Consider the following 23,530-nt stretch of genomic DNA (forward strand, 5'->3'; position numbering starts at 1 on the left):
CGGGTGACCTCGGGCTGCGCGCAGTGTGCGGAATGTCGGTCACCCACGGTTCGTACAATGGCATGGCCGTGACGAGAGAGCTGGCCGCTCGGCCGGGGAGGAGGGGACGATGGCGCGACGCCTGCCGTCCACCCCGCCCGTCATCGCGGGCTTCAGCCCCGTGCACGTCCTCGGTTCCGGTGGCTTCGCGGACGTCTTCCTCTACGAGCAGGACATGCCGCGCCGGCAGGTCGCCGTGAAGGTCCTGCTCGACGAGGTCGTGGACGACCGCGTCCGGCAGATGTTCCAGGCCGAGGCGAACCTGATGGCGCGACTCAGCACGCACCCGTCGATCCTCACGGTGTTCCAGGCGAGTGTGGCCTCCGACGGCCGGCCGTACCTGGTGATGGAGCTCTGCTCGTCATCCCTCAGCGAGCGGTACCGCCGTGAGCCGATCCCCGTGTCCGAGGTCCTCGCGATCGGCATCCGCATCGGATCCGCGCTCGAGACCGCGCACCGTGAAGGCGTGCTGCACCGCGACATCAAGCCGTCGAACATCCTGCTCACGGCGTACGGCAACCCGGTACTGTCCGACTTCGGCATCGCGGCGACCATCGGCGAGGCCGACCCCGACGAGCCGATCGGCATGTCGATCCCGTGGTCCGCGCCCGAGGTGCTCATCGACGAGTCCCGCGGCACGATCCAGTCCGAGGTCTACTCGCTGGCGGCGACGGTCTTCTCCCTGCTCGCGGGCCGGAGCCCCTTCGAGGTCCGCGGCGGCAAGAACGGCGCGGCCGACCTCATGGGGCGCATCGACAAGGGCGGTGTGAAGCCCACCGGGCGGACCGACGTCCCGCCGTCGCTCGAGCGGCTGCTCGCATCCGCGATGTCGCGCAAGGTCGCCGGTCGGCCGTCCACCGTCATGGAGCTCGTCCGTGGGTTCCAGCAGGTCGAGGCCGAGCTCGGCATCCCGCAGACCTCGGCGGACGTCGCGGTCGAGGCGTGGGCCGTCGCGACGCCGACACCGCACGGTGACCGGACGATGATCCGCGAGCTGCAGCCCCCGACCCGCGTGGGTGCACGTCGGCGCACGCGCAAGGCGCTGCAGGGCGGATCGGCGGGGGCCGCGGCGCAGAGCGTCGGCACCGTCCACCGCACCGGCTCCGTCACGCGCGCCCGCCGCCGCACGCGGTCGACGTTGGTCTGGGCGACCTCGATCGCGGTCGTGGTGGTCGCCGCACTCGCCGTCGCCACCGTGCTCGTCATCGGTCGCCTCGGCTCCGGCGCGATCCCGGTGGTCGCCGACGTGCGCGCCGAGCCGTCACCGTCGTCCGTGACCTTCACCTGGGCCGACCCGGGCCTGCGCACGGGGGACACCTACGTCATCTCGTCGAACGGTGCGGCGAGCCAGCAGACCGGCACCAGCTTCGTCGTCTCGGGTCAGAAGGGCGACGAGGAGTGCATCGCCGTCGCGGTCAACCGTGACGGCAAGACCGGGGTCGCGAGCGCCCAGAAGTGCGCCACGATCGGGAGCGCCGGGTGATCCGGGCGTTCCTCGCCAAGCACCGGTCCGCAGCGGTGACGGTCGGCGCCTCGGTCGTCGTCGGCGCGGTCGTCGCCACCGCGGCCATCGCGTCGACCGGGTACCACACGCAGCGGGTCGACCTCGGTGACGGCACCGTGTGGGTGCCGTCCGCCGAGTACGGTGCGGTCGGCCGGGCGAACACCGGGGTCCTGCAGCTCAACACCGCCGTCGAGACCGCGAGCGACGACCTGTCCGTCCTGCAGCGCGGCTCCACGGTCTACAGCGTCGACGAGACGAAGGGCACGGTCGCGAAGGTCGACGTGGCCGACGCCACGGTGGCCGACCCGGTCACGCTGCCGGCCGGGACGCCGCAGGTCTTCTTCGCGGGGTCCACGGCGGTCATCGGCAACGGGGACACCGGCGAGCTCTGGGCGACCCCGGCGAAGGACCTCGGCGAGTTCGACGCGTCGACGAAGGCCGACCTGACGCTCGGCGCCGACGCCGTCTTCGACGCCTCGGACGACCACGTCGCCGTCTACTCGCCGAAGACCGGCACCGCTGCACTCGTCGACGTCGGCACCACGCCGACGGTCGCGAAGCGGTGGACGGTGAAGATGGACCGCGCCGACGACTTCCAGGTCGCGTCCTTCGGGGACCACCTGGCCGTGCTCGACCGCAGCTCGGGCCGGATGTCGGTGGACGGTCGCACGGTCGACCTCGGTGACCGCGTCGGCAGTGCACCCGCCCTGCAGCACTCGACGGACAGCTCGTCCGAGGTCGTCGTCGCCGGCACCGCCGGGCTCGTCCGTGTCTCGGCATCCGGCGACGTCAGCAACACTGCGATGCAGGTCTCCGGTCGTGCGGCACGACCGATGGTCGTCGGCTCCTGCACGTACGCGGCGTGGGCCGGCGGGCAGGCGATCGACACCTGCAAGGGGTCCGGCCTGCAGCGACTCGCGAGCACCGCGGGCACCGGGGACCTGCAGATCCTGCACAACGGCGAGACGGTCGTCGCGAACGACCCGCAGAGCGGGCGCTCCTGGGCGATCGACCGGAGCGGACAGCTCATCGACAACTGGGCCGACCTCATCAAGAAGGACGAGGACCAGCAGCAGGAGCAGGTGTCCGACGACGACCCCGAGGTCGAGAAGGACCAGAAGCCGCCGGTGGCGGTCGACGACGACCTGGGCGCTCGTCCGGGACGCACCACGAGCCTCCCGGTCCTGCTGAACGACTACGACCCGAACGGCGACCCGATCGTCGTGAGCGAGGTCGGGAAGATCGACGACGCCGTCGGCGACGTCGCGATCGTCGGCGACGGCCAGCGCCTGCAGATCACGCTGTCCGGCCGCGCCACCGGGACCGTCTCCTTCCCGTACACGATCACGGACGGCAACGGCGGGTCGGACACCGCCACCGTCCGGGTGACCGTCCGCCCCGACTCCGAGAACGACCCGCCCCGACAGGTCCGCGACACCTCGGCCGACGTCGTGCAGAACGGGCACGTCGTCTCGAACGTGCTCGGTGACTGGGTCGACCCCGACGGCGACCCGGTGTACCTCAAGTCGGCGACCGCGGCCGACGGGGACCGTGTGTCGACGACGCCCGACGGGCTGCTGGACTACCGGAACGCGAGCGCGCGGACCGGCGACCGCGCCGTGCAGCTCGTCGTGAGCGACGGGCGTGCGGACGGTCGGGGCTCGGTCACGGTCCACGTGGCGAAGCAGGGCAGCGTGCCGCTCTACGCCGACCCGTTCCCCGTGCAGGGGTACGCGGGCAAGGCGTTCACGGTGGACCCGCTCGACCACGTCCGCGGCGGGAACGGCACCGTCACGCTCACGAGCGTGTCGTCGTCGACCGGCCTCACCATCACCCCGAGCTACGACTCCGGCACGTTCCGCGTGCAGGGCGCCGGCGCGGGGGACCACCAGCTCGAGTACACCGTGACCGACGGCACGAAGACGACGAGCGGCATCGTGCGCGTCACGATCCTCGCGCCGCCGGACGCCTCGACCGCGCCGATCACCACGCCGAAGACCGTGTTCGTCAACACCCTGTCGACGAAGGACACCGACGTCACCGCCACCGACATCGACCCGGCCGGCGGCGTACTGCTCGTGACCGCGCTCGACGGTCCGGGCCGTGGTTCCGGCGTCGAGGCGAGCATCCTCGACCAGCACACCGTCCGGGTCACACTCACCGCGCCGCTCGACGGTCCGGTCTCCTTCGGCTACACCGAGACGAACGGACTCGCCTCGGCGACCGGCACGATAACGGTCGTCGAGATCCCGAAGCCGGACCGGATCCAGCCGCCAGTGGCGCAGCCGGACGCCGCGACCGTGCGGGTCGGCGACGTGGCGAACATCGACGTGCTCGACAACGACACCCAGCCCGAGGGGGAGCCGCTCACGCTGCAGCCCGACCTCGTGCAGAACGTCCCCGGCGACGGTGGCCTGCTGTTCGTCTCGGGCGACCACCTGCGGTACCTCGCCCCGAAGACCCCGGGCAACTACACCGCGGTGTACCGAGTCGCCGGGCCCGACGGCCAGTACGCCGACGCGACCGTCTCGATCTCGGTGCGCGAGCAGGACGCCGCGACGAACAACCCGCCCGTCCCGCAGACGGTGACCGCGCGGGTCGTCGCCGGGCAGTCCGTCCGGGTGTCCATCCCGTTGAACGGGATCGACCCCGACGGTGACTCGGTGCAGCTCGTCGGTGTCGCCTCGAACCCCGACAAGGGGTCCGTCGCCGACGTGTCGTCCGACTCGCTGACGTACGAGGCCGGCGACTACTCCGCTGGCACCGACGAGTTCACGTACACGGTCGTCGACGCGCTCGGCGCCCGTGCGACCGGCACCGTGCGTGTCGGCATCGCGCCCCGCGCGGAACAGGCGTCGAACCCCGTCGCCGAAGCCGACCACGTGACCATCCGGCCCGGCGGCTCGGTGACCGTCCGGGTCCTGCAGAACGACTCCGACCCCGAGGGTGGGCAGCTCACCGTCACGAAGGCCGAGCCCACCGCCGAGTCGGTCTCCGCCAAGATCCTGCAGAAGCAGCAGATCCGGGTCACACCGCCGAAGACCGCGAAGAACGGCGACTACGCGGTGCTGTACACGGTGACGAACGAGAACGGCGGAGCGAGCACGGCCTTCCTCACCGTCACGGTCGACCCCGACGCCCAGCCGCTGCGGCCCGAGGTCGACGACACCACGCTCGACCTGCAGGACATCCTGCACCGGCAGAGCGTCACGGTCGACGTCCTCGAGAACGTCTTCTTCGCCGAGGGGACCACGGCCGACCTGAAGGTCGGTGTCGTCGACGGGTACGGCGACAACGCCCGCACCACCGACGACGGGCGCATCGTCGTCCGGCTCTCCGACGACTCGCAGGTGATCCCGTTCTCGGTCGCCCGCGTCGACCACCCGGACATCGTCTCCTACGGGTTCATCCACGTGCCCGGCTTCGACGACGCCCTGCCGCAGGTCAACCGGACCGCCGGTGCGATCACGGTGAAGAGCGAGGCGACGGTCCGGATCCCGCTGTCGAAGTACGTCGTCACAGCGAACGGGCAGACCGCCAAGATCACCGACCGCGGCACGGTGAAGGCGACGCACGCGAACGGGCAGAGCCTCGTCGTCGACTCCTCGACGCTGCAGTTCACCTCGTCGAAGCTCTACTACGGGAACGCCTCCATCTCGTTCGAGGTCACCGACGGCTCGAACGCCAACGGCGGCAAGGGACGCGTCGCGACGCTCGTGCTGCCGGTCAAGGTCACGCCCCGGTCCAACCAGCCGCCAGCGTTCACCGGCTCCGCCGTCGACATGCAGCCGGGGGAGTCGCGCGTGATCGACCTCAGCAAGCTGACCGACTACCCGTACCCGCAGGACCTCCCCGAGCTCAAGTACTCCGTCGTCAGCAAGCCGAGCGACGGCACCACCGCCACGATCAGCGGGCAGAACCTGACGATCAAGGTCGCCGACACCGCGAAGAAGAACACGACCGCCTCGATCGGCATCGGGGTCGCCGACGACGCCAACGCCGGCCGGTCCGGGGTCGTGAGCGTCGACGTCGTCGCCTCGACGCGGCCGCTCGTGCAGCCCGGGGCGGACAAGTCCGTCACGAAGCGTGGCCAGACGACCACGATCGACGTCCTCGCCAACGACCAACCGACGAACCCGTTCCCTGGCCAGCGGTTGCGCGTCGTGAACATCCGCGGCCTCGGCGGCGGGCTTCCCGGCGGCGTGACCGTCACGCCGAGCGCAGACAAGTCGCGGCTGCAGGTCAGTGTCTCCGACAGTGCGAAGCCCGTCGACACGCACCTGCAGTACCAGGTCGCCGACGCCACCGACGATCCGGACCGGTACGTGTGGGGCGACGTGACGATCTCGGTGCAGGACGTCCCGGACGCACCCGGCGCCCCCACCCGCACCGGCTCGTACGAAGGCGGGCAGGCGACCCTGACGTGGTCGACGCCGCAGGCGAACAACTCGCCCATCACCGGGTACCGCCTGCAGGGCACGAACGGGGTGTCGAAGGACTGCGGTACGGCGACGGTCTGCACGATCAAGGGGCTCGACCCGAAGGGCTCGTACCAGTTCTCCGTCGTGGCCACGAACGCCGTCGGCGACTCGGCCGCCTCCGCGAACTCCGCGCCGATCAGCGCCGACTTCGTCCCCGCGCCGCCCACCGGCATCAGCGTCACCCCGAGCAAGAGCACGCCGAACCAGCTCGACGTGACCTGGAACGCGGTCGCGGCGCCGAACAACGGCAGCGCCGTGGACAACTACGTCGTCTCGATCGAGGGGCCGGATCTCTCGACGACACGCAGCACGGGTACGGCCACGAACACCTCCTTCACGGGGGCGCAGAGCGGGGCGCAGTACACGGTGACGGTGTCCGCCCGGAACGGCGCCGACCGCAACGGGACCGTGGTGCAGTGGAACTCGGCTTCGGCGACCGGCTCGGCCGTGGGCGTGCCGGGCAAACCGACCAACCTCTCCGCCGTGGCGGGGAAGAACCCGGACCGGGACGGCAGGTCGTCGGTCACCATCACGTGGAGCGCCGCCGACCTCGCCGGCGGGACGAGCGGCTCCTACAACGCGTTCCGTGGCGCGCAGAGCGACTGCACCGCCCGAGGCTCGCTCGGCCAGACGAGTCCCGCGAGTGACTCCGGCGTCGGCGGCGGGACGGCGACCTACTCGGTGACCGTCTGGAACGGCTACTTCTGCAACGCGCAGACGACGACCACCCAGACGTACGAACGTCCTTCGGGTACCTCGACCCCTGCGGTGTTCCTCACGTCGGACAGCTCCTCGACCCCGGACGTGGTCGTCGCCGCTCCGACGACCCCGGTCGACCATTACCAGCTGGAGGTGGGCGGCGCTCCGATCACGCTGCAGCCCGGACAACGGTGGAGCGGGGTGCCCGGTGACGGTGCCCGGAACGTCGCGGTCGCGATGACACTGCGCGCGTGCGGGAGCCCCGGCTCGAACTTCTGCACGACGGACGACGGCTCCTCGTACACCGCGAACATCGCCGCGCTCGACGCGACGTCCTCGGTGACGAGCGCGCAGCTGACCAAGTCGATCACGGTGAGCGGGCCGACGTCCTCGGCGGTGTCCGTGCGGTACACCGCCTACTGGTACTCGACCGACGACGGTAGCGGCTTCCCGCGGACGGACTCGTGGGACGCGGGTGCTGCCGCTCCACAGCCGCCGGACGACCTGCTCTTCACCGCGAAGTCGGTCCGAGTACGCGCAGAGGTGACCTTCAACGACAACGGGGCGCTGACGACGAACGGCGACTACTCACCGTTGGCGGCCGTCGCTCCGGCGCCCGCTGACTCCGGAAACGCGGCGGGCAACTGAGCAACTCACGGGACACGCCCTACGCTGCCCAGTAGCGCTCGCCCGATCACTTCCCCCGACGGCAACCGACCATCCCCGAGAACGAGGAACGACACCGCATGAGCATGACCCCGGAGCAGGCCACCTGGTTCGCCGACGTCGCAGGCCGCATCGTGACCAACGTCGAGCAGGTGCTCCTCGGGAAGACGTTCGTGATCCGCCTCGCGGTCACGGCGATGCTCAGCGAGGGGCACCTCCTGCTCGAGGACGTCCCCGGCACGGGCAAGACGAGCCTGGCGCGGGCGATGGCCCAGAGCGTGCAGGGCTCGACGAACCGCATCCAGTTCACGCCGGACCTGCTGCCGGGCGACATCACGGGCATCAGCGTCTACGACCAGAAGACCCAGGAGTTCGACTTCCACCGGGGCCCGATCTTCTCGAACATCGTGCTGGCTGACGAGATCAACCGTGCGAGCCCGAAGACCCAGTCGGCCCTGCTCGAGGCGATGGAGGAGTCCGCCGTCACGGTCGACGGCGTGAACCACCGACTCGCGGCGCCGTTCATGGTGATCGCGACCCAGAACCCCGTCGAGCAGGCCGGCACGTACCGCCTGCCGGAGGCCCAGCTCGACCGCTTCCTCATGAAGGCGTCGATCGGGTACCCGGACCACGCCGCGACGGTGAAGATCCTCGAGACGTCGTCGGCGCCGTCGAGTTCGGTGCCGCTCGCGAGTGTCGTGCCCGCGGCGACGATCACCGAGATGGCGACGCTGGCGCGCTCGGTCCACGTCGACCCGGTGATCGCCGACTACGTGGCCCGACTGGTCGACGCGACCCGGTCGGCGAGCGAGGTCCGGCTCGGCGTCAGCGTCCGCGGTGCGATGGGCCTGATGCGCGCGTCCCGCGTCTTCGCGGCGTTGGCCGGTCGCCACTACGTCACGCCGGACGACGTGAAGGCACTCGCGGTGCCGATCCTCGCGCACCGCCTGGTCCTCGACGCCGAGGCTGAGTTCGACGGCGTCAGCGCCACGAGCGTCATCGCACAGCTGCTGGTCGAGACCCCGCCGCCGGCGGACCGGGCCGGGTCGTGACCGACCGCCGGCCCGTCTCGACGCGCTCGCGCCGTCCGTCCTCGACGCGGTCGCGTCGAGGCACGACGGCCTACGAGCGCACCGGGACGGTCGCCGGCCTCACGAACGTCCGGACGCGCCTGGTGGGCGACCGGGACGGCGTGGCAGCGGACGCGGTCGTCGGTCTCGCCAGGGCCTGGTCGACGGCCTGGAGGCTCGTCAAGCGTGGGTGGGCAGAGGTCTCGTCCGTGGTCACCGGCCTCGGGTGGACGGTCGCGGCGCTCACGCTGGTCGCGTTCGTGCTCGGCTACCGGTTCGGCCTGCGCGAGGTCGTCGTCGTGGGCTTCGCGGGGGCGCTCCTCGTCGTCGTCGCTGCGGTCGCGCTCATCGGCCGTTCGAGGCTCGTGATCCGGATGCGCCTGCCGCAGCACCGGGTGGCGGTGGGCGATGCCGCCGGTGTGGTGGTGACGGCGGAGAACCCGGTGCGGTTCCCCTCGGTCCCGACGACGGTCGAGGTGCCGGTCGGGTCCGGGCTGGTGGACGTGGCGATCCCGTCGATCGGCCCGCGCGGCACGTTCGAGCGCGAGGTCCCGGTCCCGACGGTCCGGCGCGGCGTGCTCGACGTCGGTCCGGTGACCGGTGTGCGAGCGGACCCGGTCGGCCTGGTCCGGCGCGAGATCGTCTGGACGGCCCGGGAGCAGGTCATCGTGCACCCGCGGACGATCGCGATCCCGTCGACGAGCACCGGCCTGGTGCGGGACCTCGAGGGGCAGGCGACGACCGACCTGTCGCCGTCCGACATCGCCTTCCACGCCATCCGGGAGTACATGCCCGGTGACGACCCCCGCACGATCCACTGGAAGTCCACGGCGAAGTCCGGTGCGCTGATGGTGCGCCAGTTCGAGGACACCCGCCGGTCGCACCTCGTGGTCGCCCTCGGCCTCTCGCGTGCCGAGTTCGCCGACGACGAGGAGTTCGAGCTCGCGGTGAGCGCAGCAGCGTCGCTCGGCGCACGCGCGATCCGCGACGGCCGCGAGGTCACCGTGGTGGTGTCGGAGCGGACGCCGGAGTTCGCCAAGCGCCCCGTGTACGCCGTGCACCCGCTGCCCACGGTGACGCCCACCCGCCTGCTCGACGACTTCGCGTCCGTCGGACTCGCCGACGCCTGCCTGCCGATCGCCGAGGTCGCGCGCATCGTCGGCACCGACACCGCGGGCATCTCCGTGGCCTTCCTGGTGGTGGGCTCGACGGTCGAGCTGCCGGCGCTGCGACTGGCCGCGACGCGGTTCCCGGTCGGCGTCGAGGTCGTCGCGGTGATCTGCGAGCCCGAGGCCCAGCCCCGGTTCCTGCGTGTGGCGGGCCTGACGGTGATGACGATCGGCTACCTCGACGACCTCCGCCACGCACTGCACCGATCGGCGTCGGCCGCATGAGCGTCGCAGCGGGCCCGGACACCCGGGCACGGAAGACGGTCCGGCGCGATGCCCGCCGTGTCGCTCGCCGCCTCTCACCCTTCCGGCTGGTGGGTGGCACGCTCGCGGTGTGGCTGGTCCTCGCCGTCGCGAGCGTCGCCTGGTGGCCCGTCTACCGCGACGACGCGATGATCGTCGCCGCCGTCACCGCGGTGGTGTTCGGCACGCTCGTCGCGCTCCTGGGCACGGTGTTCCGGCTGCCGACCGCGGTCGTCGCCGTCGCCACGGTCGCAGCGTTCGCGCTCACCGGCGTGCCGGCAGCGGTGCCGGGTGAGGCGAACGGGATCCTGCCGACCGGCCAGGGGCTGGTCGACCTGTTCGCCGGCGTCGCCCTCGGCTGGAAGCAGCTGGTGACCATCAGCCTGCCGGTCGGCTCCTACGAGTCGTTGCTCGTGCCATACTTCGCGACGTTGCTCGTCGCCACGGTGACCGGCGTGAGCGTGGCGACCCGCGCCTCCAGGCAGGAACTCGCCAGCATCCCGGCGCTGGTGGTCTTCGCGGCCGGTGTGGTCGTCGGACCCGGTCGTCTCGACACGTCGATCGTGACGGCCGTCGCGCTCACCGGGATCGCGCTGGTGTGGGCGCTGACGGTGCGGCACGCGCGGCGTGCCGTCGCCGTCGCGACGACCATCGGGTCCCGCGTGCCGGTGGCGCGTTCGGTGATCCGGCCGGCGCTCGTCGGGACGGGGACCATCGTCGCCGCGGCGGTCGTCGCGACCGGACTGGGGCTCGTCGCTCCGCCGTCCGTCGGCCGGACCGTCGCCCGGACCGACGTGGTGAAGCCGTTCGACCCGCGGGACTACGTCAGTCCGCTCAGCGGCTTCCGCGCCTACGAGGAGGACACCGCGTCGAACACGCCGCAGCTCACGGTCACGGGGCTGCCGGAGAACGGGTTCGTCCGGATCGCCACGCTCGACACCTACGACGGGGTCGTCTACCGCGTCGGCGGGTCGGACGGATCGACGGCGTCCGGGACCTTCGAGCGCGTCCCGACCTCGGTCGACGTCCGGGGCGTCGAGGGGACGACCGTGCGCGTCGGCGTCCGGGTCGACGGGTACAGCGGGGTGTGGCTGCCGACGGTGGGTGACCTCGAGCGGGTCGACTTCACCGGGTCCGGGGCCGAGCAGGAGCGTGGCGCGTTCTTCTACAACGGCTCCACCGCGACCGGAGCGGTCGTCGGTGGTGTCGGTGAAGGAACCCGGTACGACCTGACCGCCGTCGTGCCGGACCAACCGACGGACGAGCAGCTCGCGTCCGCACGCCCGGGGAGCGCCTCGGTGCCGACGCCGCGGTCGGTCCCCGACGCGGTGCGGGACACCGTGGACGCCTACTCCGACGATGCCGACACCGACGGTGCGAAGCTCGTGGCGATGGTGCAGGCGCTCAAGCGCAACGGGTACGTCAGCCACGGCGTCGGCGACGACCGAGCGAGTCGTTCCGGGCACGGTGCCGATCGCATCCAAGAGCTCCTGACGTCGCCGCTGATGATCGGCGACCAGGAGCAGTACGCCGCCGCGGCGGCGCTGATGGCGGACCAGCTCGGCTTCCCGGCGCGCGTGGTCATGGGGTTCACCGCCGGCGGCGACGCGGGCGGCGGAGCGGGCCGGAGCGCGACCTCGGGCGGGACGACGACGTTCCGCGGGTCCGACGTCACCGCGCGGGTGGAGGTCGACACGGCGCAGTGGGGGTGGGTCATGATCGACCCGAACCCCGCCGTCCGTGAGATCCCGGACGAGCAGCAGCAGACGCCGCAGCCGGTCACGCGCCCGGAGACGGTCGTGCCGCCGCCCCCGGCCGAGCAGCAGGACCAGTCGCAGCAGGCGCCGCCGCAGAGCGACCGCAACACGCCGCCGGTGCAGCCGCTCTGGTTGCAGATCCTGCTCGCCGTGCTGCCGTGGGCGCTCGCGGTGCTGGGGCTCGCCGCGCTCGTGCTGCTGCCGTTCGGCGTCATCGTGCTGCTCAAACGGATCCGTCGTCGTCGCCGGCGCCGAGCCCCGACGCCACGTGCACGGATCGTCGGGGCGTGGGACGAGTACCGCGACGCCCTGGTCGACCGGGGTCACGACGTCGCGCGGGCAGCGACCCGCCGCGAGGCCGTCGTGGGAGCTCCGGGGGAGGGCGGCACCGGACTCGCGGCGTTGGCCGACCGGTCCGTCTTCGGGCCGAGCGAGGCCGACGGCACCGCTGCCGACCGGATGTGGTCGGCGACGGACGACGCGATCACGAGCCTGCGGGCCGGTCGGACCCGCAAGGAACGGATCCGCGCGGCGGTGTCCCTGCGCTCGCTCCGCGTCGTGGACGCCACCCGGTCTGCGCGGGCATCGGTCGCCTCCGCGGTGACGGTCCGGGGCGGACGCTCCACAGGTGGCCAGGGAGCCGCTGGAGGGCGCGACTACGATGGCGTGCAGGCCGGCGAGCGTCGTGGACGGCCGAGTGAGGACAGGCGGAACACGTGATCAGATGCGAACACTGCGGATCGACGCTCCCGGACGGAGCCATCTTCTGCGGTGAGTGCGGACGCGCCGTGACCGCTGCGGCGAGTCGGCGCCCGGTCGCGACGCCCCCCGTCGAGCAGGCACCGCCGCCCCCGCTCCAGCAGCCGGACCTGCACGGACGCCGTCAGGACCCGGCGGCCGAAGCCTGGCTGCCCGAATCGACCCTCGACCCCGCGACCCGTGCCTGGCTGACGGGTGCGGACCGTGGCGGCGAGCAGCAGCCCGCGGCCGTGCCGGTCGAGCGTCCCGACGACTTCACGCCCCGGACGGCACCGAGCCACGTGCACGGGAGCGGTTCCGGGCTGACCGACTGGTCCGGGCAGCAGCCGGGTGGGGTCGGCCCGTCGGAGCCCGCCCGTCCGGCGGAGCCGTCGGAGCCGTCCCAGACCGACGAGCCGATCGCTCCGCGTGCGCCCGAGGTGCCGTTCACCCCGCAGCCGCCCGAGCCGCCGCTCGACCCGGACGCGTACCCGTCCGACGCCGACGCCGTCGCCGACGCGGACGCGAAGTCCGTCTCGTCGCCAGAGGGGGAGGACCCCGAGGTCACCCGCATCGCCGAGCGCCCAGCCGCCCAGCGCTGGGCGCCGCCAGCAGAGCAGGCCGCTGCACCGGCGCCGTCCGGGCCCTCGTGGTGGGTCGGACGATCCACGGCTGCGAACGACTCCGCTGCGGACGCCGCGGACGCGACTCCCGACACCGCCGGTGCTCCGGACGCGGTCGTCTCCCCGCCGCAGCCCGGTGACACCGCGGTCGTCGAGCCCTTGGTCGACCGACGCCCGCCGCGCCCGGCACCGCTGGTCACTCCGGGCTCGCAGGCGACGACGTGCCACGTGTGCGGGCACCGTCTCGAGCCCGACGACATCTTCTGTGCTGAGTGCGGCGCCGTGCGGCCCGCAGTGACCGCGGCGTTCACCGGACCCATCGTGCCGCTCCCGATGGACCGACCCGACTGGGCGGCGGACGACGCCGCCGAGACTCCCGACGACGCGGTTGACGCTCCGGACGACGCGGCGGACGCTCCGGATGACGAGGTCACCGACGACGACGTCGCCGAGGTGTCGGACGACGCTGCTCCGGACGTCGTGCGCGACGACGATGCGCTGCCGGAGCCTGCGGTCGCCGACGACGGCGCCGAGGGCTCCGCCGGTGTGCTCCCCTCGTGGGTGAACGGTGGCGGCGACGGTGCACCGGCCGGCGACACCCCGCCCCGACCGCGCGGTCTGCACGCGGCCCCGGAGCCCGAGTCACCAGCCGTCGGCACACCCTTCGTCCCGCCCGCTCCCGGTTCCGCGACCGTCCCGTCGTCGGCACCCTCAGCACAGGACAGCGGCGCGATCGGAGTACCGATGGCCGCGCCGCTGCCGCCGTTGCCCGGGGCGGACGATGCCGTGCGCCCGGCTCCTTCGACGACCGACGCTCCGACGAGCGCCGACGGCGACCTCGAGGACGACGTCGACGAGACCCGCATCGTCTCCGCGACCCCGACCCACGCGCCCTTCGTGCTGCACTTCAGCACCGGGGAGCGCTTCGGCGTGCACGGCACCGGCCTCGTCGGACGACTCCCGCGCCCCCAGCCCGGGGAACGGTTCGACGACCTGCTGACCGTCCACGACCCGGGCAAGTCCGTGTCGAAGACCCACCTCGAGCTCGGGCGCGACGGCGACGACCTGTGGGTGTCCGACCGGTTCTCGGGCAACGGCACCGTCGTCCGGCACATCGACGGGTCGATCCGTCGCTGCGAGCCGGGCCGCCGGTACCGGGTCGAGCGCGGCGCTCGCGTCGACATCGGGGAGCAGTTCTTCCTCGTGCAGTGACGGCGGGGGAGTCCTCCACAGCGGTGTGATCGTCAGTGCTCTCCACAGTTCGGTGGCTGAGCGTCGGGGCCCCGGGGCCATGTGGTGCTCTGGAGGCATGACCCCCTTCACCGCCCGCTGCACCCTGGTCGGCGCAGCGGTGGTGCTGCTCGTGGTGGGGCTCGTCGTGCCGGTCGAGTGGCCGTCGCGCGCGGTGCTCCTCGGAGCGGCGGGGTGTTGCGCGGTGCTCGACGTCCTCGTGGTCCGCGCGACCAGGGTCCGTCGCTCCCGCGGCGCCGAGTGCGGGGCGGACGTGGCGGACGTGGTGGTCCTGGTGCCGACACCGTCCGGACAGTCGGGCCCCGTGGACGGGACCGTCGGGACGGGGACGCACCGGCGGCCCATCGTCCTCGGCACGGCGTCGAACGGCCGTGAGGTCGCCGTCGACGACCGGTCGCGGCCCCACATCGTCGTGATCGGGTCCGGCGTGCTCGCGCTGGCGGTGTTCCGGGCCGTCGTGTCGCAGGTCCGCGCCGCGGCCGGTCCGGACGACGAGGTCCGAGCCGCGTGCGGTGCCGAAGCGCGCGCGGTGGTGGCTGCGGGGGCCGATCACTGCCCGGCGATGCCCTCCGGCACGGCCGCGGTCGTCGTCGACCGCCCGGCCCACGCAGCGAGCCCCGACCACGCATCCCGTGCAGCGAAGGCCGACCACCCGGACCGTGCAGCGCATCCCGACGACGCAGACCGCGCAGGGAGCCCGAACGGCCCAGCCCACGCAGCGAGCCCCGAGCGCCCGGACCGGGCGTGCCCGCCGACCCGCACGACCGTGGTCCTCGTACCCGGCCTCAGCGTCCTGCCCCGGCACTGGGACGTCGCCGTCGAGGTCACCCGCCACGGATGCACCGTCCGACACCCGCACGAACGGCGGGGTACCCCCGTGGCACCGGCACTCCCGCAACTGCAGCTGGACGAACCCGGATGACCCCGGCACGGGGTCTTCCCACGACCCCGCCCTCAGCGCAGCCCGGACCCCGCCCGCAGCGTCCCCACCGGCACCCCGCCACCGAGCACCTGCTCGCCCGTGGCCGCCATGACGTCCGCGACCCCTGCCGCGTCCACGATGCCGTTGCGCTCGAGCAGCGTGAGGGCCGCGAGCGTCCCGGACCGCTGCGCGCCGTCGAGGGTCTTGACCGCGACCGCTGCACCACCGGGCAGGCCCATCACCATGACGCCCTCGGCACCGAGCTTCGCCAGCACCCGGAGTCGCTCGATCGTCACCGTGTTCGCCCGTCCGATGCCGTCGATGGCCCACGGGTGGTCGAGCACCGCGTCGGTGAGCGCTGCCGTGTCGGACTCGGCGCGCGCGACGACACCGGCGAAGCCCCGGGCGAGTCCGGCCAGCGTCAGGGGGAACACCGGGGCCCCGCACCCGTCGGTCCCGACGACGTCGACGGTCTCGTGGGTGAACTCCTCGACGGTCTCGCGGACGCGCTGCTGCAGCGGGTGCGCCATCTCGAGGTAGGTCTCCTCGTCCCAGCCGTTCACCCGGCACGCCGCGAGCATGCCCGCGTGCTTGCCGGAGCAGTTCATCGCGAGGCGCCTCGGCTCGGTCATGGTGCGGGCGGTGGCGCGGTCGAACGGCATGTCCGGCGGGCAGCCGAGGTCCGACTCGACGTGGTCGTACGACTCGAGCATGTGCAGCGCGATGGCCTGGTGCGCGGGGGTGCCGGCGTGGCTCGCGGTGGTGAGGACGAGCTCCTCGTCGGAGAACACGGCTCCGGCACGGCGGACCGCGAGCGCCTGGAAGGGCTTCATCGTGGAGCGGGGGTAGACGCTGGCCTGCACGTCACCGACGGCGTCGATCACGGTGCCGTCCGCGGCGACGACGACCCCGGCACCGACGTGTCGGCTCTCGTCGAACCCGTTGCGGTCGAGGACCGCCAGTTCGACCGACCCCTCGGCGGTGAGAGGATGGCGGTCAGTGTGGACGTCGGAGAGCACCGTCATGCCGCAATCGTACTGATCCTGTGAGGAGCCCACCGTGTCCGACCACTCCTACGAGGTCTCCGTCCACTGGACCGGCGACCGCGGCACCGGAACGAGCGGCTACCGCGACTACGGGCGCGACCACGACGTCCGCGCCGCGGGCAAGCACGGCATCGAGGGCTCCGCCGACCCGACGTTCCGCGGGGACCGCGACCGCTGGAACCCCGAGGAGCTCGTCGTCGCGTCCCTCGCCCAGTGCCACATGCTGAGCTACCTCCACGTCGCCGTGACCGAGGGCTTCACCGTCGTCGACTACGAGGACCGCGCCACGGCCAGCCTCAACCTCAACCGCGACGGCTCCGGGGAGCTCACCGAGGCGACGCTGCACCCGGTGGTCACCATCCTCGAGGCGGACCGCGTCGCCGACGCCGAGGCCGCGCACGCCACTGCGAACAGCCTCTGCTTCATCGCACGCTCGGTGGCCTTTCCTGTGCACCACGTCCCGCACACCAAGGTCCGTGCGGCAGACTAGGTCCTCGTGAAGCGTCTGCGTCTCCTCCCGATCGCCCTCGTCCCCGCCGTCGTGCTGGGACTCGCCGCGTGCTCCGGATCCGGGTCGAGCGACTCGACCGCCACCCCGAGTGCGTCGTCGAGCGCGACCGCCGCGGCCATCACGTCCTGCCCCGACCCGGGTTCGGCGTCGAAGGCGATCACGGTGTCCGGCGCGTTCGGCGGCAGCACGGCACCGACGGTGAAGTTCACGGGCGGCCTCACCGCGAGCAAGCCCCAGGCGAGCACGGTCGTGCGCGGCAAGGGTGCCTCGCTGGACGAGGGCGACTACGCGCAGGTCTCGTACAGCGTGTACCAGGCGTCGGACGCGAAGAAGCTCGGCACGGTCGGCTTCGACCAGGGCAACCCGCAGGTCCTCTCGGTGGGCGGTTCGGGCTTCGGCGCCCTCCTGGCGTGCTCGAAGGTCGGTGACCGCATCGCTGCGGTCGGTGAGTCGTCGGCGCTCGGCTTCAACACCGGCGGCGAGATCGTCGTCGTCGCCGACGTCGTGGCGCAGACCCCGACGAAGGCCACCGGGAAGGCCCAGGAGCAGGACCCGAAGCTCCCGACCGTGCAGGACAAGGCGGACGGCGAGCCGGAGATCACGATCCCCAAGGGCGTCGCGGCACCGTCGAAGACCACGCCCGAGGTCATCAAGCAGGGCACCGGCGACGTCATCGCCGACGGCGACACCGCGCTCGTGCAGTACAAGGGCGTCGTCTACGACACCGGCAAGGAGTTCGACTCCTCGTGGTCGAAGGGCGTCCCGACGACCTTCACCATCTCCGAGGGCTCGCTCATCAAGGGCTTCGTGACCGGGCTGGTCGGCCAGAAGGTCGGCTCGCAGGTCCTCATCGTCGTCACGCCGGAGGACGGCTACGGCGCGAACCCGCAGGAGGGCTCGGGCATCCCGAAGAACGCCACGCTCGTCTTCGTCGTCGACATCCTCGCCAAGGGCTGACCGTGCGCCAGAAGCGGCGCATCGCGATCCTCGGCAGCACCGGCTCGATCGGCACCCAGGCACTCGACGTCGTCGCCCGCAACCCCGACCGCTTCGAGGTCGTCGGCCTCACCGCCGGCAGCAACCGCACCGTGGTCGCCGAGCAGGCCGAACGCTTCGGCGTCCGTGACACCGCGTTCGGCGCCGCGGACACCGAACGCCTGGTCCGCAGCGTCGAGGCCGACGTCGTCCTCAACGGCATCACCGGGTCGGTCGGCCTCGGCCCCACCCTGGCCGCGCTCGAGTCCGGCGCCACGCTGGCGCTGGCGAACAAGGAGAGCCTCATCGTGGGCGGCCCGCTCGTGCAGGCCGCCGCGGCACCCGGCCAGATCGTCCCGGTCGACAGCGAGCACTCCGCCATCGCCCAGGCGCTCCGCTCCGGCACGACGGACGAGGTCCGCCGGCTCGTGCTCACCGCGAGCGGCGGCCCGTTCCGCGGGCGGTCGCGCGCGGACCTCACGGACGTCACCCCGGCCGAGGCGCTCGCGCACCCGACGTGGGACATGGGGCTCGTGGTCACGACGAACTCCGCGACGCTCGTCAACAAGGGCCTCGAGGTCATCGAGGCCCACCTGCTCTTCGGCGTCCCCTACGACCGCATCGACGTGACGGTGCACGCGCAGTCGATCGTGCACTCGATGGTCGAGTTCGTCGACGGCTCCACGATCGCACAGGCGTCGCCGCCGGACATGCGGCTGCCCATCGCCCTCGGTCTCGCGTGGCCCGACCGGGTCCCGGGCGTCGGGGTGCCGCTCGACTGGACGTCGGCGAGCACCTGGACGTTCGAGCCCCTCGACGACGAGGCCTTCGGTGCTGTCGCCCTCGCGAAGCGCGTCGGGCAGCTCGGGGGCACGTTCCCGGCCGTGTTCAACGCGGCGAACGAGCAGGCCGTGGCCGCGTTCCACGCGGGAGCGATCGGTTTCCTCGACATCGTCGACACGGTCGAGCGCGTGGTCGACGAGCACACGGCGGGGGACCCCTCCCTCGAGGGCGTGCTGGCAGCGGAGCGCTGGGCGCGCACCGCGGCCGACCGCATGCTCTCCCGCTGAGGCGAGTCGCGCCTCCCGTCCGTCAGCACGGCTGCGGGAGCAGACGGACCGGGCCGTCCAGGAGGCGCGGCGCACCTCCCAGGGTGCGCTCGGCTCGGTCATGGGAACCGTCCCGTACCCTTTCCCGGTGACCGTCGAATCCGTCCTGCTCTTCGTCCTCGGCGTGGTCGTCTTCATCATCGGCCTGCTGGTCTCGATCGGACTCCACGAGCTGGGGCACCTGTCCTTCGCGAAGCTGTTCAACGTCAAGGTGACCCAGTACTCACTCGGCTTCGGCAAGGCGATCTGGTCGTTCAGGCGGGGCGAGACCGAGTACGGCATCCGCCCGATCCTGCTCGGCGGCTACATCTCGATGGTCGGCATGCTCAAGCCGCGGGCGTCCGGGCGACCGACTGCGATCACGAACACGGGCATGTACGGCGCCTTCGTGCAGGACGCACGGCAGGCGAGCGCCGAGCAGATCGCGGACTCCGGCGGCGACGACTCGCGTGCGTTCTACCGGTTGACCCCGTGGAAGCGGATCATCGTGATGGTCGCCGGTCCGGCGATGAACCTCGTGATCGGCATCGTGCTGTTCGGAGTGCTGCTCGTCGGGTTCGGTGCGCCGACGACCACGTTCACGTCGAGCGTCGACTGCGTGCTGCCGACGAGCCAGGCGACGACGTGCACCCCCGGGGACGCCGTCTCGCCGGCGAAGCAGGCCGGCATCCGGTCGGGCGACGTCGTGCTCTCGGTCGACGGGAAGCAGGACCCGACGATCGCCCAGGTCTCCGAGGTCTTCCAGCGGTCCGCCGGCGAGGACGTCACCGTCGTGGTGTCCCGCGACGGCGCCGAGAAGACGCTGCACATCACGCCGACGACCGCCACGCGGGACGTCTACACCGCCGACGGCACGGTCGCGAAGAACGACGACGGCAGCACGAAGACGCAGCAGGTCGGCGTCGTCGGCGTGAGCATCGGCCAGTCGCTCGTGCGGCAGTCGCCGGCCGCGGTGCTGCCGGCCACCGGGGCGCAGATCTCGGCGTCGGCGCACCTCATCATCGACCTGCCGCAGCGGCTCGTCGCGGTGTGGAACGCGGCGTTCGGCTCGCAGGAGCGGTCGCAGGACAGCCCGGTGTCGGTCGTCGGCGTCGGCCGCGCGATCGGCGAGGTCTCGTCGATGAGCGGCGTGCCGGTGGTCGACAAGGCGTACACGATCCTCGGGCTGCTCGCCTCGCTGAACATCGGCCTGTTCGTCCTGAACATGGTGCCGCTCCTGCCGCTGGACGGCGGCCACATCGCCGGCGCCCTGTGGGAGGCCGTGAAGCGCCGCTCCTTCAAGTTGGTCGGCAAGGCGGACCCGGGGCCGATCGACCTCGCGAAGACGATGCCGCTGACGATGGTCGTCGTGGTCCTGCTCGCGGGCATGAGCGCACTGCTCATCTACGCCGACATCGTGCGCCCCGTGAACCTGTTCGGGTAGCGACGAGGTCTCGGCCGCGCACTACGCTTTCGCACATGAGCACAGCTCCGGAAGTCCGCACGGTCGAGCGGCAGGGCACCGACGTCATCGCCGAGTCCGACCGGAAGGGACGTCCGAGGGACCTCTTCTGGCCGTGGTTCGCCGCGAACATCTCGGTGCTCGGCCTGTCGTACGGCTCGTTCGTCCTCGGGTTCGGCATCTCCTTCTGGCAGGCCACGATCGTCTCCGTCATCGGGGTCGCGTTCTCGTTCCTGCTGTGTGGGATCGTCGCCATCGCCGGCAAACGGGGCTCGGCACCGACGATGGTGCTCGGCCGCGCGGCGTTCGGCGTCCGGGGGAACCGGCTGCCGGCGTTCCTCAGCTGGATCCTCACCGTCGGCTGGGAGACCGCGCTCGCGTCGGCGGCGGTCCTGGCCACGTCGACGGTGTTCCGGGAGCTCGGGTGGGACGGCGGTGTCCTGACGAAGCTCGTCGCACTCGTGGTCGTCGCCGCACTCGTGGTCGGTGCGGGCATCGCCGGGTTCGACGTGATCATGCGACTGCAGACGTGGATCACGGTCATCACCGCGGTGCTGACGATCGTCTACGTGGTGCTCGCGCTGCCCTCGATCGACCTCGGTGCGATCGCCGCACTGCCCGCCGGGAGCGCCCAGAACGTCGTCGGCGCCCTCGTGCTCGTGATGACCGGGTTCGGCCTCGGTTGGGTCAACGCCGCCGCGGACTACTCGCGGTACCTGCCACGGTCGGCCTCGACCCGCGGGGTCGTCTGGTGGACCACGTTCGGCGGGGCGCTCGCGCCGATCGTGCTCGTCGTGCTCGGCGTCCTGCTCGCCGGCTCGTCGAAGGACCTCAACACGGCGATCGCCGCCGACCCGATCGGTGCGCTGACGACCGTGCTGCCGGTGTGGTTCCTCATCCCGTTCGCCCTCGTCGCGGTGCTCGGGCTCGTCGGCGGTGCGGTGCTCGACATCTACAGCTCCGGACTGGCCCTGCTGAGCGCCGGCATCCGCATCCCGAGGCCCGTCGCGGCCGGGGTCGACGGGGTCTTCATGGTGGCGGGCGCCGTGTACGTGGTGTTCTTCGCCGACTCGTTCATCCAGCCGTTCCAGGCGTTCCTCGTGACGCTCGGCGTGCCGATCGCCGCGTGGTGCGGGATCTTCGTCGCCGACGTCGTGATCCGCCGGGCGCCCTACGCCGAGCGGGAGCTCGAGGACCGCCGTGGCCGGTACGGCGACGTGCGCTGGCTCGCCGTCGGCCTCGTCGTCGTGGGGACCGCGCTCGGCTGGGGCCTGGTGACGAACACGTACGGCGTGCCGTCCTGGCTCAACTGGCAGGGGTACCTGCTCGAGCCGTTCGGCCTCGGCGGGCGCACCGATGCCTGGGCGTACGCGAACCTCGGGGTGCTCGTGGCGCTCGTCGTCGGGTTCCTCGGCACCCTGCTGTTCGCCCGCGGCTCGGTCCGCCGGCAGGAGCAGGCATGAGCGCGGTCGAGGCCGCCGTCGCCGGGGTACCGGACGACGCGTGGCTCGTCGTCGTGGACATGCAGGAGGTCTTCACGGGCGAGAGCCCCTGGGCCACCGGGCGCTTCGACCACGCCGCCGCCGGGATCGAGCGCCTGCTCCCGCGGTTCACCGGCCGCACGGTGTTCACCCGTTTCGTCGCTCCGGAGCACCCGCGGGGTGCCTGGGTGCCCTACTACCGGGACTGGTCGTTCGCGCTCGTGCCGGACACCGACCCGCTCTGGGACCTGACCGAACCGTTCGCGACGGCCGCGGCGGACCGACGCGACCCCGTCGTCACCGAGACGACCTTCGGCAAGTGGGGGACGCGCCTCCAGGCCGTCACCGGCGACCACCCGCACCTCGTCCTGGTCGGGGTGTCCACCGACTGCTGCGTCCTGTCGACCGCGCTGGCGGCCGCGGACGCCGGCGCGACGGTGACCGTCGTGGCGGACGCGTGCGCCGGGGCGAGCGACGAGGACCACGAGCGCGCCCTCGCGGCGATGCGGCTCTACGCGCCGCTGATCACCGTCGTCTGAGCATCACGCGTGCGCGGGGCTGGGCGTCACCGGGAGCGCGTAGAGTGCACCTCGTGCCTGCAGTGAACCTCGGTCTGCCGAAAGTCCCCGAAACCCTGAGCCCGCGCCGCAAGTCCCGGCAGATCCGGGTCGGCAAGGTGCTTGTGGGCGGCGACGCGCCGGTGTCCGTCCAGTCGATGACCACGACGCCGACGACGAACATCAACGCGACCCTCCAGCAGATCGCCGAGCTCACGGCGTCCGGCTGCGACATCGTCCGCGTGGCGGTGCCGAGCCAGGACGACGCCGACGCGCTGCCGATCATCGCGAAGAAGTCGCAGATCCCGGTCATCGCCGACATCCACTTCCAGCCGAAGTACGTCTTCCAGGCCATCGACGCCGGGTGCGCCGCGGTCCGCGTGAACCCGGGCAACATCCGGAAGTTCGACGACCAGGTCGGCGCCATCGCCAAGGCCGCGAAGGACGCCGGCGTCTCGCTCCGCATCGGCGTCAACGCCGGTTCCCTCGAGCCGAGCCTGCTGCAGAAGTACGGCAAGGCCACGCCCGAGGCGCTCGTCGAGTCCGCCGTGTGGGAAGCCTCCCTGTTCGAGGAACACGACTTCCACGATTTCAAGATCTCGGTCAAGCACAACGACCCGATCGTCATGGTGAAGGCCTACCGGCAGCTCGCCGCGGCGGGGGACTGGCCGCTGCACCTCGGCGTGACCGAGGCCGGCCCGGAGTTCCAGGGCACCATCAAGAGCGCCACGGCGTTCGGCATCCTGCTGGCCGAGGGCATCGGCGACACCATCCGCGTGTCCCTCTCCGCCCCGCCCGCGCAAGAGGTCAAGGTCGGCCTGCAGATCCTGCAGTCGCTCAACCTCCGCGAGCGCAAGCTCGAGATCGTCTCGTGCCCCAGCTGCGGCCGGGCCCAGGTCGACGTCTACCAGCTGGCGAACGACGTGACGAAGGGGCTCGAGGGCATGACCGTGCCGCTCCGCGTCGCCGTCATGGGCTGTGTCGTGAACGGCCCGGGCGAGGCGCGTGAGGCCGACCTCGGCGTCGCGTCCGGCAACGGCAAGGGGCAGATCTTCGTCAAGGGCGAGGTCATCAAGACGGTTCCGGAAGCCGAGATCGTCGAGACCCTGATCACCGAGGCGAACCGTCTCGCCGACGAGATGGGGCCGGCGGCCGGCACCGGCAAGCCGCTCGTCGTCACGTCGTAGGCGGGCGCGGGCGCGCGCGGGCGCGCGGGCGCCCGCGCGCTTTCGTGAGCAGAAGAGGTCG

General features: G+C 72.1%; 15 protein-coding genes and 1 pseudogene. 15 read left to right on the top strand and 1 reads right to left on the bottom strand.

Features of this window, described 5'->3' with window-relative positions; genetic code table 11:
• Positions 1–109 precede the first annotated feature (109 nt).
• The 8 genes and pseudogenes from BIV03_RS14970 (at position 110) to BIV03_RS15000 (ending at position 15,162) form a co-directional block, all read left to right on the top strand.
• On the top strand, positions 110–1,522 hold the full coding sequence (locus tag BIV03_RS14970; RefSeq protein ID WP_071296246.1) for a serine/threonine-protein kinase: 1,413 nt from the start codon (positions 110–112) through the stop codon (positions 1,520–1,522).
• Positions 1,519–7,371 (top strand): Ig-like domain-containing protein, encoded by a 5,853-nt coding sequence (locus tag BIV03_RS14975; protein ID WP_071296247.1) that lies wholly within the window; start codon positions 1,519–1,521, stop codon positions 7,369–7,371. The genes BIV03_RS14970 and BIV03_RS14975 overlap by 4 nt, the downstream gene beginning before the upstream one ends.
• 98 nt (positions 7,372–7,469) lie before the next feature.
• Positions 7,470–8,441 (top strand): MoxR family ATPase, encoded by a 972-nt coding sequence (locus tag BIV03_RS14980; RefSeq protein WP_070416281.1) that lies wholly within the window; start codon positions 7,470–7,472, stop codon positions 8,439–8,441.
• Positions 8,438–9,853 carry a DUF58 domain-containing protein gene (locus BIV03_RS14985; RefSeq protein WP_083403467.1) on the top strand — a complete coding sequence of 472 codons (1,416 nt, stop codon included), beginning with the start codon at positions 8,438–8,440 and terminating at the stop codon, positions 9,851–9,853. Before BIV03_RS14980 ends, BIV03_RS14985 begins: the two co-directional genes overlap by 4 nt.
• Positions 9,850–12,348, top strand: a complete 2,499-nt coding sequence (locus BIV03_RS14990; RefSeq protein ID WP_071296248.1) for a transglutaminaseTgpA domain-containing protein — start codon at positions 9,850–9,852, stop codon at positions 12,346–12,348. The genes BIV03_RS14985 and BIV03_RS14990 overlap by 4 nt, the downstream gene beginning before the upstream one ends.
• A pseudogene (locus BIV03_RS20310) lies at positions 12,345–12,413 on the top strand (zinc-ribbon domain-containing protein); the annotation flags it as partial. The gene BIV03_RS14990 and the pseudogene BIV03_RS20310, both read left to right, overlap by 4 nt.
• 3 nt (positions 12,414–12,416) lie before the next feature.
• Complete coding sequence (locus BIV03_RS14995; protein ID WP_071296249.1) at positions 12,417–14,201, top strand: FHA domain-containing protein; 1,785 nt, start codon at positions 12,417–12,419, stop codon at positions 14,199–14,201.
• A 97-nt stretch (positions 14,202–14,298) separates the two neighbouring features.
• Positions 14,299–15,162 (top strand): hypothetical protein, encoded by an 864-nt coding sequence (locus BIV03_RS15000; RefSeq protein WP_071296250.1) that lies wholly within the window; start codon positions 14,299–14,301, stop codon positions 15,160–15,162.
• A 32-nt stretch (positions 15,163–15,194) separates the two neighbouring features.
• On the opposite strand, the gene BIV03_RS15005 is transcribed toward BIV03_RS15000, so the two are convergent.
• Positions 15,195–16,187 (bottom strand): asparaginase, encoded by a 993-nt coding sequence (locus BIV03_RS15005; RefSeq protein ID WP_071296251.1) that lies wholly within the window; start codon positions 16,185–16,187, stop codon positions 15,195–15,197.
• 34 nt (positions 16,188–16,221) lie between these two features.
• On the opposite strand from BIV03_RS15005, the gene BIV03_RS15010 reads away from it, so the two are divergent.
• From BIV03_RS15010 to ispG, 7 genes are all read left to right on the top strand, one after another.
• A complete protein-coding gene (locus BIV03_RS15010) occupies positions 16,222–16,698 on the top strand; it encodes an OsmC family protein (protein WP_070419068.1) in 477 nt (158 codons plus the stop codon).
• Between the two features lie 6 nt (positions 16,699–16,704).
• A complete protein-coding gene (locus tag BIV03_RS15015; protein ID WP_071296252.1) occupies positions 16,705–17,676 on the top strand; it encodes an FKBP-type peptidyl-prolyl cis-trans isomerase in 972 nt (323 codons plus the stop codon).
• A gap of 2 nt (positions 17,677–17,678) precedes the next feature.
• Entirely contained in the window at positions 17,679–18,764 is a 1,086-nt protein-coding gene (gene dxr / locus BIV03_RS15020; protein WP_071296253.1) for a 1-deoxy-D-xylulose-5-phosphate reductoisomerase, read from the top strand.
• Positions 18,765–18,891: 127 nt separating this feature from the next.
• On the top strand, positions 18,892–20,226 hold the full coding sequence (locus tag BIV03_RS15025; RefSeq protein ID WP_175475889.1) for an RIP metalloprotease: 1,335 nt from the start codon (positions 18,892–18,894) through the stop codon (positions 20,224–20,226).
• A gap of 35 nt (positions 20,227–20,261) precedes the next feature.
• Positions 20,262–21,707 (top strand): cytosine permease, encoded by a 1,446-nt coding sequence (locus tag BIV03_RS15030; RefSeq protein WP_071296255.1) that lies wholly within the window; start codon positions 20,262–20,264, stop codon positions 21,705–21,707.
• The gene (locus BIV03_RS15035) at positions 21,704–22,264 is read left to right on the top strand and encodes a cysteine hydrolase family protein (protein ID WP_071296256.1); all 561 of its coding nucleotides are present in this window, start codon (positions 21,704–21,706) and stop codon (positions 22,262–22,264) included. Before BIV03_RS15030 ends, BIV03_RS15035 begins: the two co-directional genes overlap by 4 nt.
• Before the next feature lie 74 nt (positions 22,265–22,338).
• Positions 22,339–23,469, top strand: a complete 1,131-nt coding sequence (ispG, locus tag BIV03_RS15040) for a flavodoxin-dependent (E)-4-hydroxy-3-methylbut-2-enyl-diphosphate synthase (protein ID WP_070419067.1) — start codon at positions 22,339–22,341, stop codon at positions 23,467–23,469.
• The last annotated feature ends 61 nt before the right edge of the window (positions 23,470–23,530 follow it).

The sequence above is a fragment of the Curtobacterium sp. MCBA15_016 genome (assembly GCF_001865105.1).
GTDB lineage: Bacteria > Actinomycetota > Actinomycetes > Actinomycetales > Microbacteriaceae > Curtobacterium.

What these genes read in the sequence shown, in the direction of transcription:
- BIV03_RS15030 (WP_071296255.1), top strand. Translation starts at nt 20,262, where the DNA reads ATGAGCACAGCTCCGGAAGTCCGCACGGTCGAGCGGCAGGGCACCGAC.
- BIV03_RS15005 (WP_071296251.1), bottom strand. Translation starts at nt 16,187, where the DNA reads ATGACGGTGCTCTCCGACGTCCACACTGACCGCCATCCTCTCACCGCC.
- BIV03_RS15035 (WP_071296256.1), top strand. Translation starts at nt 21,704, where the DNA reads ATGAGCGCGGTCGAGGCCGCCGTCGCCGGGGTACCGGACGACGCGTGG.
- BIV03_RS14990 (WP_071296248.1), top strand. Translation starts at nt 9,850, where the DNA reads ATGAGCGTCGCAGCGGGCCCGGACACCCGGGCACGGAAGACGGTCCGG.
- BIV03_RS14980 (WP_070416281.1), top strand. Translation starts at nt 7,470, where the DNA reads ATGAGCATGACCCCGGAGCAGGCCACCTGGTTCGCCGACGTCGCAGGC.
- BIV03_RS15000 (WP_071296250.1), top strand. Translation starts at nt 14,299, where the DNA reads ATGACCCCCTTCACCGCCCGCTGCACCCTGGTCGGCGCAGCGGTGGTG.
- BIV03_RS14970 (WP_071296246.1), top strand. Translation starts at nt 110, where the DNA reads ATGGCGCGACGCCTGCCGTCCACCCCGCCCGTCATCGCGGGCTTCAGC.